The 13,175-nt window shown below is 29.8% G+C and carries 18 protein-coding genes and 1 pseudogene; 2 read left to right on the top strand and 17 right to left on the bottom strand.

Annotated elements, in window-relative coordinates; all coding sequences use genetic code 11:
- Nucleotides 1–20: 20 nt before the first annotated feature.
- The 10 genes and pseudogenes from rlmB to HUU89_RS08400 form a co-directional block, all read right to left on the bottom strand.
- On the bottom strand, nt 21–743 hold the full coding sequence (rlmB, locus tag HUU89_RS08445; protein WP_032090775.1) for a 23S rRNA (guanosine(2251)-2'-O)-methyltransferase RlmB: 723 nt from the start codon (nt 741–743) through the stop codon (nt 21–23).
- A gap of 20 nt (nt 744–763) precedes the next feature.
- Nucleotides 764–1,156: a Mini-ribonuclease 3 gene (locus tag HUU89_RS08440; RefSeq protein WP_119364007.1), complete on the bottom strand. Its 393-nt coding sequence runs from the start codon at nt 1,154–1,156 to the stop codon at nt 764–766.
- Nucleotides 1,156–2,493 (bottom strand): cysteine--tRNA ligase, encoded by a 1,338-nt coding sequence (gene cysS / locus HUU89_RS08435; protein ID WP_147580611.1) that lies wholly within the window; start codon nt 2,491–2,493, stop codon nt 1,156–1,158. The genes HUU89_RS08440 and cysS overlap by 1 nt, the downstream gene beginning before the upstream one ends.
- A 249-nt stretch (nt 2,494–2,742) precedes the next feature.
- Nucleotides 2,743–3,264, bottom strand: coding sequence for a hypothetical protein (locus HUU89_RS08430; protein ID WP_175301521.1), 522 nt, complete (start codon nt 3,262–3,264; stop codon nt 2,743–2,745).
- 106 nt (nt 3,265–3,370) lie between these two features.
- On the bottom strand, nt 3,371–3,733 hold the full coding sequence (locus HUU89_RS08425) for a hypothetical protein (RefSeq protein ID WP_175301520.1): 363 nt from the start codon (nt 3,731–3,733) through the stop codon (nt 3,371–3,373).
- Nucleotides 3,730–3,885 (bottom strand): hypothetical protein, encoded by a 156-nt coding sequence (locus HUU89_RS08420; protein ID WP_175301519.1) that lies wholly within the window; start codon nt 3,883–3,885, stop codon nt 3,730–3,732. Before HUU89_RS08420 ends, HUU89_RS08425 begins: the two co-directional genes overlap by 4 nt.
- Before the next feature lie 45 nt (nt 3,886–3,930).
- A pseudogene (locus HUU89_RS08415) lies at nt 3,931–4,029 on the bottom strand (type IV pilin protein); the annotation flags it as partial.
- Nucleotides 4,030–4,139: 110 nt separating this feature from the next.
- A complete protein-coding gene (gene glgA / locus HUU89_RS08410; protein WP_032090779.1) occupies nt 4,140–5,567 on the bottom strand; it encodes a glycogen synthase GlgA in 1,428 nt (475 codons plus the stop codon).
- Complete coding sequence (gene glgD / locus HUU89_RS08405; RefSeq protein ID WP_032090780.1) at nt 5,567–6,679, bottom strand: glucose-1-phosphate adenylyltransferase subunit GlgD; 1,113 nt, start codon at nt 6,677–6,679, stop codon at nt 5,567–5,569. The genes glgA and glgD overlap by 1 nt, the downstream gene beginning before the upstream one ends.
- Before the next feature lie 15 nt (nt 6,680–6,694).
- Nucleotides 6,695–7,822 (bottom strand): glucose-1-phosphate adenylyltransferase, encoded by a 1,128-nt coding sequence (locus HUU89_RS08400; protein ID WP_117826327.1) that lies wholly within the window; start codon nt 7,820–7,822, stop codon nt 6,695–6,697.
- Nucleotides 7,823–8,011: 189 nt separating this feature from the next.
- Here HUU89_RS08400 and HUU89_RS08395 point away from each other — a divergent pair, with 189 nt between their 5' ends.
- Both HUU89_RS08395 and HUU89_RS08390 read left to right on the top strand, forming a co-directional pair.
- On the top strand, nt 8,012–8,431 hold the full coding sequence (locus tag HUU89_RS08395; protein WP_119364011.1) for a cell wall hydrolase: 420 nt from the start codon (nt 8,012–8,014) through the stop codon (nt 8,429–8,431).
- A 9-nt stretch (nt 8,432–8,440) separates the two neighbouring features.
- Nucleotides 8,441–8,776, top strand: a complete 336-nt coding sequence (locus HUU89_RS08390) for a spore coat protein GerQ (protein WP_022002639.1) — start codon at nt 8,441–8,443, stop codon at nt 8,774–8,776.
- Nucleotides 8,777–8,780: 4 nt separating this feature from the next.
- Here the strand turns inward: HUU89_RS08390 and HUU89_RS08385 are convergent, their stop codons facing one another.
- Genes HUU89_RS08385 through yabP form a run of 7 tightly spaced genes read right to left on the bottom strand, consistent with a single transcriptional unit; the run spans nt 8,781 to nt 13,165 of the window.
- Nucleotides 8,781–9,929, bottom strand: coding sequence for a bifunctional folylpolyglutamate synthase/dihydrofolate synthase (locus tag HUU89_RS08385; protein WP_175301518.1), 1,149 nt, complete (start codon nt 9,927–9,929; stop codon nt 8,781–8,783).
- The gene (locus tag HUU89_RS08380) at nt 9,922–10,581 is read right to left on the bottom strand and encodes a uracil-DNA glycosylase (RefSeq protein WP_175301517.1); all 660 of its coding nucleotides are present in this window, start codon (nt 10,579–10,581) and stop codon (nt 9,922–9,924) included. Before HUU89_RS08380 ends, HUU89_RS08385 begins: the two co-directional genes overlap by 8 nt.
- Complete coding sequence (locus HUU89_RS08375; protein ID WP_032090785.1) at nt 10,574–11,401, bottom strand: HAD family hydrolase; 828 nt, start codon at nt 11,399–11,401, stop codon at nt 10,574–10,576. Before HUU89_RS08375 ends, HUU89_RS08380 begins: the two co-directional genes overlap by 8 nt.
- A gap of 2 nt (nt 11,402–11,403) precedes the next feature.
- Entirely contained in the window at nt 11,404–12,159 is a 756-nt protein-coding gene (locus tag HUU89_RS08370) for an alpha/beta hydrolase (protein ID WP_032090786.1), read from the bottom strand.
- 36 nt (nt 12,160–12,195) lie between these two features.
- Nucleotides 12,196–12,489, bottom strand: a complete 294-nt coding sequence (locus HUU89_RS08365; protein ID WP_032090787.1) for an FtsB family cell division protein — start codon at nt 12,487–12,489, stop codon at nt 12,196–12,198.
- Nucleotides 12,486–12,872 carry a spore cortex biosynthesis protein YabQ gene (gene yabQ, locus HUU89_RS08360; RefSeq protein WP_032090788.1) on the bottom strand — a complete coding sequence of 129 codons (387 nt, stop codon included), beginning with the start codon at nt 12,870–12,872 and terminating at the stop codon, nt 12,486–12,488. Before yabQ ends, HUU89_RS08365 begins: the two co-directional genes overlap by 4 nt.
- On the bottom strand, nt 12,872–13,165 hold the full coding sequence (yabP, locus tag HUU89_RS08355; RefSeq protein ID WP_022002646.1) for a sporulation protein YabP: 294 nt from the start codon (nt 13,163–13,165) through the stop codon (nt 12,872–12,874). The genes yabQ and yabP overlap by 1 nt, the downstream gene beginning before the upstream one ends.
- Nucleotides 13,166–13,175 lie beyond the last annotated feature (10 nt).

Raw genomic sequence — 13,175 nt, 5'->3', positions numbered from 1 at the left:
AGTTTGTCTCTCCTTTCTTACTATAAAGGATGACGTGAGTTATAGACTTGATATAAAAGAACAGATGCAGCTACTGATGCATTTAATGAATTCACATGTCCTACCATTGGTAAAACAACATTAATATCACAACTTTTCTTTACCAATCTTGACATTCCAAATCCCTCTGAACCAATAACTAATACTGTAGGCATATTGTAATCAACACTTCTATAATCTTGACTGTTTTCTAATTCACAACCAACGATCCAAAATGCCTTCTTTTTTAAATCTTCTAATGTTCTTGTTAAATTTGTTACCTGTGCTACTTTTACATGATGAATAGCTCCTGTTGAAACTTTCGCAACCGTTCCATTCAATCCAACACTTCTATTTTTTCCAATAATAACACCATCAACACCAACAGCATCACATGTTCTCAAAATAGCACCTAGATTATGAGGATCTTCCAAACCATCTAACATAAGTAATAGAGGTTGTTTATTTTCAGGAATATCTTTTAAAATTTCATCAATTGTATAATAGCGATAATTTTCAATATAGGCCATTACTCCTTGATGAACAACCTTTCCTACCTTCTTATCAAATTCTTTTTTATCAACAAATTCTAATGGAATTTGATTTCTTTTACAAATATCAAAAATTTTAGGATCCTTATGCCCATTTAACATATAAATCTTATAAACACTTGCACCCTTTAACGCCTCCATGATAGGGTTCTTTCCATATATATATTGTTTCATATTTTTCTCCATTTTTCGTCTCAAATTTGTCTCAAATTTGTCTCATTTACATATCTTTTGAATTCATCAAATATCTCATAAATTCTATCTTTACATTCATTTAAATATAAATGTCCTATTAAACATTCAAATCCTGTTGAATAACGATGTTCCTTAGTATCTCTTTTAGAAGTTTTTGTATTTCTCCCTCTTTTAAAAATACCAACTTCTTCTTCAGTTAAAAAATCAGTTTCTAATAAATGTAAAATAAATTTTTCATGGGACAAACTACTAACAAAATGAGTTGCTTCTTGGCACAACTCATTTACTTTTTTTAGTTCACTTTCTTTTACTAAATAATCTCTAACTAAAAGTTCTAAAACACTATCTCCTAAATAAGCAAGAACTAATGGATTGATAAAATCTGGATTCATTAAATAATCCCCTTTTGAATTAATTCTGCACGATATTGATCAGCTTTTTCAAAATCTTTAACAACTTTAGCGTCTAACCATTTTGAATATAATTCTAATTCATCTTCATCTAATTGTTTTGGTTTAAAAACAAATCCAATGACATCTGTCATCTTAAGTAAAGTATTATATTCTTTTAAAATTAAAGTATTGTCTTTTTCTTTAACACGCATTGCTTGATTTAATACTTTAACTTGATTTAAAATTTCAGTTAAAGCTAAAGAAGTATTCAAATCATCAGCTAAAGCATCTACCATATGATCAACAGTGTCTTTATTAAAGTCATCACCATCAAGATGATTTACTTGTACATAAAGAGATGTTTGTTTTAAAACGTTTTCTACTTTAGCTACTTCTTTTTTTACACCTTCAATAATCTCATTTGTCATATTTAAAGGATTTCTATAATGGCTTGATAACATAAACCATTTATAAACATTGCATCCAAGTTCTACAATTAAATCTTTAGCCCAAACAACATTACCTAAAGATTTAGACATCTTTTCATTATTAATATTGATCATTTGATTATGCATCCATGTATCTGCAATAGGATGCCCATTTAAAGCTCTTGATTGAGCAATTTCATTTTCATGATGTGGAAATTTTAAATCTTGACCTCCACCATGGATATCAATACGCCCATTTTCAAAAATATCATTGATCATAACAACACATTCTGTATGCCATCCTGGTCTACCTTTTGACCAAGGACTATCAAATTGAATACCTTCATCTGTCTTCTTCCATAAAGCAAAATCAGTTGTTTCTTCTTTAACACCTTTATCTTCAACACGTTCACTTGCACCTGCTACAAGGTCTTCAATTTTAATACCCGATAATTCGCCATATTCCTTTACTTTAGAAACTCTAAAATAAACATCTCCATCAACAACATATGCATAACCTTTATCTACTAATTTTTGAATAAAAGAAATAATTTGATCCATTGTTTCTGTAACTCTAGGTGCATAAGTAGGAAATTCTAAGTTTAATCCTCTTCTAACATCTTCATAAGCCTTAATATATTTATCAGTTAATTGTTTTTCAGTAATACCTTCTTGTTTAGCTGCTTTAATAATTTTATCATCTACATCAGTAAAGTTTGAAACAAAAGTCACTTTATTCCCTAAATATTCAAATGTTCTTCTTAAAACATCAAAAACAATCATTGGTCTTGTATTTCCAATATGAACATAGTTATAAACTGTAGGTCCACATACATAAATACTTACTTCACCTTCTTTTAAAGGTTTAAATTCTTCTTTTTTATTTGTAAGTGTATTAAATAATTTCATAATGTTCCTCCTCTAATAAAAAAAGCATACACTATCTAGACACTGTCGTGTTCTTCCACCAGATAGACGATGCTTATCATGACCTTAACGCAATCAACGTTCTTTCTTTTCAAAAGACTCAAGTAAGTGCATTTCTATTCAATCATTTAGACAATTTCCACCAGCATGCCCTCTCTATAAAATATCATCAATATACTTCTCTTACCTATAATTTTTTTATTGACCTTATTCTATCACAAAATATTTATTTTACAATCCAGAAGACTTCGTAAAAGACTCTAAATAAACAATCATTTTCTTTAAATTCTTTCTAAAATCTTTTTGATTTGCTTCATAACCATAAACATACGTATTCTTATCATCAAAATATACTAAATGAATAAACTTCAATCCAGTTTTTACATAACTTCCCTTATATTCATAACATTTAAGTCCACTTTCTAAAGCTGGCCTTTTAACTTTTAATGATGAAACTTCTGAAGCCTCTAATTCACCTTTATAAAGTTCAGATAATTGATCAGTATCATTATCATATTCATTTTCTTCTACTTTATAAAATAATATTTGATTTTCTTTAGTAAAACGTGTAACTCCATCATTTGGATTACCCTCACTTAATTTAAAATCAGAAGGATAATAAAAAGAAACACCTACACCTGCCTCATATAAAACACCATCTCTATTTGCTGAAACAGTTGTATCTTTTTTCCCACAAGCAACTAATGAAACAACACAAACAAAAACCACCATTAATTTTATTATGCTTTTCATATCATCACCTCGTCTTCTTATTATTCTACACGACTTTATTGATTTTGACAACTCTATGGAAAAGACCATTTTGTTCTTAAAGAAAAAATGCCAGTTTAAACTGACATTAATTGCTTTTATTTCTTATATCATTCCAAAAACCAGGAACATCATCAGAAGCATTAGATTCACCTTTAATATAAGCACAATACAATTGTACTTTAACATCTTGTTTGGTAGAATCCTTTACACCTTTCATACGATTATAGTTAATGCCATTTTCAGCCTTTGTATACATTGCACGCCCCGCTTCTTCTTTAGTATTTGCTCCTCCGCTTTTAGACCATAAGTATTTATGAGACCATATTTTACCATCATAAAACCATGGCTTACTATCTTTTGTTTCTTGATAGATAGCACAGTAAACATGATACATTTTTTCTTCATCTGCACTTCCTTTATAAGAAGTATGGCCCGCTCCAAAAATCAATATATATGGACTTTTCCCAATCCTGCTTTTGATTTTAAATCAGCAGCCTGTTCTTTAGTTAATTTTTTATTTCCATTTTTAGAGCCATTATCATTACCAAATTCACCATCAGTCCCATAAGTTCTAATCAAAGTTGTTTGTGATGCAATCAATGCATCTCTTACTTTATATAATTGTTCAGAATATAATTGTTCAGCTTATTTTGCTTGTTCAACATATCCCAATACTGATGGAACTGCAATAGCTGCAAGTATGACAAGTACAACAATAATTTCTACTAATGTAAACCCTTTTTGTTTCCTTTTTTATTCATGTCAACAACTCCCTTATATTTCATATAATACCCTTATTATCAATACTTTTAAAGATAATAAAAGAAGTACCACCAAGTGATACTCCTCTATTTTTAAAGTAATGACGCAAATAAACGAATGTATTGTTCTGCACTTGCATCCCAATCTAATTTTTCAGCCATTGCACGTTGCACTATTGCATCCCATGCATCTGGATAATCATAGAAAGTATGCAATGCATAATCAATTGTATCCATCATCTCATGTGCATTATAGTTAGAAAAACTGAATCCTGTACCAGTTTGTTCAAATTCATTATATGGTTGAACACTGTCAGCTAAACCACCTGTTTCTCTAACAATAGGAATTGTTCCATATTTTAATGACATCATTTGTGACAAACCACAAGGTTCAAATAATGATGGCATTAAGAACATATCACATCCTGCATAAATACGATTTGACAATACAAAGTCATATTTACATTGGAATGATACTTTATCTTGATGAGCCCATGCTGCACCTTTTAAAGCATCTTCATACATATGATCTCCTGAACCTAAGATAATAATTTGAACTCTTCTTTGGCACATCGCTTCAAATTGATTAATAATCAAATCTAATCCTTTTTGTTCAGTCAATCTTGTTACGATACCGATTAAAGCAACTTTTGGATCTTCTGGTAATCCAACTTGTCTTTGCAATGCTAATTTATTTTCCAACTTACCATTTTTAACTGAACGAGCTGAATATTTTTTAACGATTGTTTGATCTTTACTTGGATTGATAACATCATAATCAACACCATTTAAAATACCATATAAATCATGTTTTCTCATTTCAAGAATAGATTGTAATCCTTCACCATATTGATCAGTTAAAATTTCTTTAGCGTAAGTCGGAGACACTGTCGTAATAACATCACTGTAGAAAATTGCCGCTTTCATCATATTTAAACATCCATCATTACGACAGTTCCCGTTATAATATAAATAACTATCTAACGCAAAGTATTCTTCCAATAATTTTGGATCAGCTTTTCCTTGGAACAAAATATTATGAATTGTGAATACAATTTTAATATTTTGATAATAATCATAATAACAATACCTTTCTTTATAAAGCATTGCAATCATTGCTGTTTGCCAATCATTTAATTGTAAAACATCAGGTTTAATATTTAAATGACTAATTAATTCTAGAACCGCAAAATCAAAGAATGCAAATCTTTCATAATCATCATCATAACCATATAATCCTGGTCTACCAAAATATTGTTCATTATCAATGAAATAGAAAGTTACACCATCTACTTCAGCTTTAAATATACCACAATAGCGTTTTCTCCATCCCATATAGATATCAAAATTTGTTACATATTCAATTTGATCAACAAATTTCATATCTTGATATTTAGGAATAACAACAATACTTTCAACATCTTTTTTTGCTGTTTCTTTTGGTAATGAACCAATAACGTCAGCTAAACCACCCGATTTGATAAAAGGAGTCGCTTCACTGGCAACATACATAACTCTCATTAAACACGGTCTCCTTCTTTAATATAAAGTGGACTTGTTTCTGTTCCTTTTAATTCTAATTTCTTTTCAACTTTTGCACGTTTGTCAATAATTACGTTTTCTAATACTGCTCCAGGAGCAATCTTAGATCCAGAGAAGATAACACAGTTTTTAATAACTGCACCTTTTCCAATTGTAACTTCACGTCCAAGAATACTATTTTCAACAGTTCCATCAATTACTGCACCATTGGCTACGAACGATTTTTTAACATTAGCGTTTTCTAAATATTTTGTTGGAGGTGTGTCGTTTGTATTTGTATAAATTGGCCAATTTGATTTAAATACACGTGATGAAATATCAATATCTAACATTTCCAATGAATATTTGAAGTATGCTTCTGTAGAATCTAAGCATCTAGCATATCCTTTATATTCATAAGTATGAATTTGTTTTTCATCACATAAATATCCTAGAATATCTTTTAAATCATAGAAAGCAGAAATCTTATGTGCCTTTTTCATGATTTCTAATAATTCTTTTCTATTGATTACATAAGTTTCTAATGAAATATTTTGTCTTTTTCTTGTACCTTTGTTAATTGTTTTACCAGTTAATAAACCATCTTTATCTATTTCTAAAACATCACAACCAACCCAAGCAACATCTGCATCTTTTGCTTTACGATAAGTCATTGTGATTGATGCTCCTGATTTTTCATGAGCTGTAATCACATCATTATAATCCATTGTTGTAACGATATGAGCAGGTGCAATCACAACATAATCTGCATTACTTGTTTCTAAGAAATGAATATTTTCAACTAAGTTGTTAATATCATGATTGTATTTAGGATCGTTAGCGTATTTTTCATTATAAAGTAATGAAACACCACCAGCTTTTTGGTTAAAGTTCCAAGAATTACCATTTCCTAAATGTTTAAATAAAGAACGTGGTTTCTTTTGAATCATAACCCCAATTGCATCTATTTTAGAATTTGACATATTTGATAAAACAAAGTCAATAATTCCATAACGACCAAGGAAGCTTACAGAGGCCACTGGTCTTCTTTCTGTTAATCCCGTAAATTCTATATCTGAATGTAAGTTTACTAAACCAATAACTTTTGCCATCTTTACTTCCCCCTCTTATCTACTATTATCGCTCACTAATTCAACTTCTTTAGCTTCTGAATTAATGACAGTTCCAGCTTTAACAACTACATTTTCATCAATAATGGCTTTATAGATTTCTGCCCCTTCTTCTACAAGAACACCAGGCATCAATACAGAGTCAACAACTTTTGCGCCTTCTCCAACATTGACATTATTGAATAAAACAGATCCTTCAACAGTTCCGTTAACCATACATCCTTGAGTAACAAGAGAGTTTTTAACTTCTGCTTTTTCACCGATAATTTGAGGTTTTCCTAAAGTGTCTTCAGTATAGATTTTCCAATCTTTTTTGATATTATATAAATCTAAATCTTTATCTTTAAGTAAATCCATGTTAGCTTCCCATAAACTATCTACAGTACCAACATCTTTCCAATATCCATCAAATTCCCAAGCATAAAGCTTTTTATTATCATTTAACATTGCTGGAATGATATTCATACCAAAGTCATGTTTACTATCTTTATCTTTTGCATCAGCTACTAGATATTTACGTAATTGTTTATAAGTAAAGATATAAATACCCATAGATGCAAGAGTTGATTTTGGGTGTTCTGGTTTTTCTTCGAATTCATAAATAGTTCCATCTTCATGAGCATTCATAATACCAAAACGACTCGCTTCTTTAAGTGATACATTTAATACTGCAATTGTAGCATCTGCACCACGTTGTTTATGAGCTTCTAACATTTGATCGTATTCCATTTTATAAATATGATCTCCTGATAAAATCAAAACATATTCTGGATCATAACGATCTAAGAAATCTAAGTTTTGATAAATGGCATCTGCAGTACCTGCATACCAAGTGGCTCCTACTTCGTCTCTTTCACGTGCTGGTAAAATAGCAGCCAAAGAATTAGCTCCATCTAATCCCCATTTAGTTCCAGCTCCAACATAAGTTCCAAGTAAAACTGATTCATATTGTGTAAGTACACCTACGATATCAATACCTGAATTTGCGCAGTTACTTAGTGGAAAGTCGATGATACGATATTTCCCCCCAAAGTGAACTGCCGGTTTTGCGACTTTTGCTGTAAGTTCTTTTAATCGTGTTCCACGCCCTCCAGCTAAAATCATAGCGACAATTTCTTTTCCCATTTTTAACTCCTCCTATACAAAATGTAAGCGCTTTAATCTACATCTTTATCTTATCATATTTCACTTTATAATTCACGGAATTATTTAAGTTTTTAAGCAATAATAGATCAAATACTTAGGGTAATATTATTGTACTCCTTTTTTGACATAAATTTAAAGGATAATCATAAATTATTTTGAGGTGAAAACATGGCTCGAATTTCATATACCGAAAAAGAAGTCGAATTATTGGCGAGATTGATAAAATCTGAAGCTTTAGGAGAGGGCGAAGAAGGCATGCTCCTTGTAGGAAATGTCATTGTCAATCGTGTTGTCGCAAATTGTGACATTTTTAGAAATGTCAGAACTATTAGTGAAGTTGTCTATCAGACAAATCAATTTGCTGGAGTAGGACAACCGCTATTTAATGAACCTGTGAGTCAAAATGAAAAAGACATTGCCTTAAGATGTATTAATGGCTATCGAAATGAACCCGCCACGAACGCCTTATGGTTTAAAAATCCTGGCACAAATGTTGATTGTCCAGAAACGTTTTATGGAAGACTATCTGGAAGATATAAAAAACATTGTTTTTATAACCCAGGGTTAAAAGATAATTGTGACTTATAGGAGGTCTCTATGGATTATTTTGATGATTTAAACCCTTACTTAGTAAAAGAAGATGATAATGAAAATCTTACCAGGCAACAAACTGTTCCCCCTACTCAACCCGTAGAACAAACATACGTTGAAAACATCTTACGTGTTAACGTTGGTAAAAAAGGAACATTCTATTTTAGTTATACCGGTTCTAAAACATGGAATGATAAGATTTATACAGGAACATTGCAACAAGCTGGTAGAGATCATTTTATTATCGTAACTGATACTGGTAAAACAGTAATGTTATTACTTGTTTATTTATTATGGGCAGAATTTGATGAGCCTTTAGATTATCAATATAAAGTAAAATAAGTGCTTACGCACTTATTACATATTTTCGTACTGTTGATACAAAATGTAATGATCCTGTTACAACAATATTTTGATGTTTAGCCTTCATTATTTCAATAGCTTTTTGATAGGGAATATGTCCTCCTTGACTTCTTTCATCATCAAAATCAGCAATCACAACATCAAATTCTTTCAACATATCTAACATCTTTTGACAATCTTTATCCATCAAAGCACTAAAAACAATTCCAACATCTTCTAACTTTCTTTCTTTGATTGTTTGAATCAATGCCTCTATTCCACTGATATTATGAGCACCATCTAAATAAAGATGTCCAAATTGTTCAAAACGACAAGGCCATTTAAAATCATCGATCACCGCTTGAATATCTTCATCATTTAAATCACATAGATAATCAACAACATTTAAAGCAAGCGTTAAATTACTTACTTGATATGTTGGTAAATGTAATACATATTTTTTTTGATGAAAATGTAGATGATAAGGATACTGATATTGTTTTTCTACTTGTAAAGGATAAAAAGTACTTTGATGTTTTGTACAATAATCTTTAAAATAACTTAATATTTCTTTATTTTGTTCAGTTGTAAATAAAGGGACCCCTTCTTTAACAATACCTACTTTATGCCCGGCTATTTCTAACAAAGTATCTCCTAACATAAATTGATGATCATAACCAATATTACTAATAACAGCTACCTGACTTTGAATGACATTTGTCTTATCATTCAAACCACCAATCCCACATTCAATCACATGATAATCTAAATCTAATTCATGAAAATAATTAAGCATGATTATTGTATCTATTTCAAACATCGAAAGATGTTCTTTTTCTATTATTGGATATAAATCATTGACTAATCGTAACAACTCTTCATCAGAAATAGGTTTTCCATCTACCGAAATTCTTTCATTATGTTTAATAATATAAGGTGATGTAAACGTTCCTACATGATAGCCTTGTTTTACTAGTAAATCTTTAATAAAAGTCACTGTTGAGCCTTTTCCATTTGTTCCTGCTACATGAATAACATTTTTTAAATCAACAGGTAGATGATACCTTTTTATAATTTCTTGAAACTCTTTAAAAGAACGTTTCATTCTTTGTGATTCAATAAAATTCAAAGCTTCATCAATTGTTTTAAACATTGGGAATACTCCAATCAATAGGTGTCATTCCATTTTTAATTAAAAACTCATTTGTTTTAGAAAATGGTCTTGAACCAAAGAAACCTCTATATGCTGAAAGTGGTGAAGGATGCACACTTGTAAGTACTAAATGTCTAGAATCAATGTATTTTTTCTTTTCGATTGCGTTCTTTCCCCAAAGAATAAAAACGAGTGGTTTTTCTCTTTCATTTAAATAACGTACAATATTCAATGTAAAAGTTTCCCAACCTAATCCCTTGTGAGAATTTGCTTTTCCTCTTTCAACAGTCAAAACATTATTAAGTAACAAAACACCTTGTTTAGCCCAATAAGTTAAATCACCATGGTTAGGAATAGGAAGTCCTAAATCATCATGAATTTCTTTATAAATATTCACAAGACTTGGTGGTATACGCACATCTTTGGTAACTGAAAAGGCAAGTCCATTGGCTTGATGAGGTTCATGATAAGGATCTTGTCCTAAAATAACAACCTTTACATCATCAAAGTCACATAAATTAAGGGCTCTAAAGATTTGTTTTTTAGGTGGATAAATCGTTTTGGTTTCATATTCTTTTTCAATAACTTGATGTAGTTTTTGATAATATTCTTTTTGTGATTCTATTTCAACAATGGTCTTAAATCTATTCATGATTTTCTCCTAATACAAATTTTTCAATAACTTCTTTAACAGCCCCTTCATCATAATCTTTTTGTGTCACATATTGAGCAAGTTCTTTAATATCATCACTTGCACAAGCCACTGCACAACCAAGTTTAGCTGTTTTAATCATTTCTACATCATTATAATTATCTCCAATACCAATCGTTTCATCCATATCATATCCTAGATAATTTACTAACCAACGCATCCCATAACCTTTATCAACACCTTTGGTATTCATTTCTAAATAACGTCCACTAGAAAATGCAATACTACATGTTTCTTGAATACTTTCAGGTAATTTTTTAGCAAGTTGTTTTAAATAATCCATGTCTCTTTTTTCATATAGAATCTTTGCAATTTTTTCATCCTTTAGAAAATCAATATCATAATCTTCGATTACTTTAAATTTTGCTTTTTGTGCAATTTTTCTTTGAATTTCATCTTCATCTGCATGAAAAATATAACAACAATCTAAAGTAAAAACTAAAACACAAACATCTAAATTTCTTGCATTTTCAAATATTTCCTTTGCTTGTTTAAAATCTAATCCTTTAAAATGAAGAACTTTATTATCTTTATTTTCAACAATAAGACCTCCATTAAAACAAAGTGAATATTCTCCTGCTTTATCATATGTACCTATTTCTTTTAAAATATCTGGAATCATATTAAAAGCTCTTCCTGTACAAGGAACAAACTTTAAACCTTGTTCTCTTGCTTTTAAAATAGCTTCTTGATTCATTTTTGGTACATGATGATTTACTAATAAAGTTTCATCTAAATCTGAAAACATTAAACGATACATACTTATTCTCCTTTATAAAACATCTTTAAAAAAAGTGGCACTCTTTGTGACCAATCATATTCACTATGTCTTCCCTCTGGAAAGAAATGATATTGAAAATGATCAATTTTTTCTTCAATACATTCCTTTAAATGAAGATTACTTGGAATATATCTTTCATCTTCTTCTTGACCACCAACGTCCATATACAACATATTATGACTTATTGAACTAACTTTCAATAACTTTACAAACTCTTCTTCATAAATCCAAAAAGCTGTTGAAAGAATAGCACATTTTTTAAAAATCGTTGGATATTTTAAAAAAGCATAAAATGAAATCAAAGCTCCCATTGAACTTCCTACAATACCATAATCATCTATTTTAGTAGGGAAGTTTTGATCTAGATAAGGTTTTAATTGCGTTGTCAAAAAAGTAACATAAGCATTTCCTTCTCCTCCTACGAGTCTATGAGTATCATATTCTCTTGAAAATTCTTGATTCATGACCCAAGGACCATATTCATCTTCTCTTTTTAAAGGTTCAAAATTACAGTAGATAGCTACTAAAATCACATCTAATTTCAGCTCCCGTACACTTTCTAAAAATCCCCAACTTTTTCCTATATAAGATTGTTCATCAAAAAAAGCATTTTGGCCATCATTGATTATTAACACAGGATATCTTTTTTTAGCTGATTGATAATCATCAGGTACATAAATATCAATATGTCTTTTTCTTTTCAATGAACGAATATACATTTCTTCTTTAATAATCATAAAAAATCTCCTAAAACAAAAATAAGCAATCTCTGCTTATTTTTCTTGATCTATATCTGGTAAGATGACAACTTGTTCCCCATCTTTTGTGAAAACATAGTTTTCTCTTGCATAACGTGTCACATAATCATCATCATTTAAAAGACTTACTTCATTTTGTAAATCTTTCTTTTCTTTTTTTACTATTGCGACTTCTTTTTCGAGTTTGTCAATTTCTGCTGTTCTTGAAAAAACAGACATGGCTTGAGATAATAAGATGTATATTAAAAAGCATCCAATAAAAAGATAAGCCATTGGTTTATACACTTTTTTTAGTCTTTTTTTTGTCATCTTTTCACCCTCTTTTTTATAGACCCTATTATACCATCAAACTTCAAAAAAACAAAGCGCACAGGTTTAAATAGTCGTGTTAATTTTTGGTTTATTTTAACGATCATAATATACATTTTTTCATGCATCAAATTTTGATAAACAACATATCCCGCCAAAACACTCACTAAAAAATACGCTCTTAAAATACCTTCATTGATTTTTAATAAGCCTATAAAATAGATTGCAGCAAAAATAATACCAAAACAACATTGCATAATAAAATAAATAAATTTGATTTTAATTTTGATGAGATGACTATAAATAAAATGATATACAAAGGTAAAGATAATTCCGTATACAAAAGAATACCCTATTCCTTGTATTTGTGTAATTAAATCCATTATTTCAATAATTTATTTAAAACACTATCTTTACTCTTTGTTGTTCTTTTATTCGATAAGTAAGAAATCGCATCAATATTTCCTTTAATACTGACCTCTTTTTTCTCTTGATCAAAACGCACAAGTGCTAAATCGCTACCTTTAATATTTAAATATCCTAAAGATGTTTCAATTAAAAATTCTAAAGAATCAAAACTTTCAATTTTTTTAATGCCTGTAAGTTCCAATGTCTTACGATCTTTTAAATACACATGATGATAAGGTGTTTGTTCAAAATGTATTTGATTATCCATAATATCCCTC

It is taken from the genome of Faecalibacillus sp. H12, from assembly GCF_013361255.1.
GTDB classification, from domain to species: Bacteria; Bacillota_I; Bacilli_A; order Erysipelotrichales; family Coprobacillaceae; genus Faecalibacillus; species Faecalibacillus intestinalis.
This window is presented reverse-complemented; position numbering and strand designations above follow the sequence as displayed.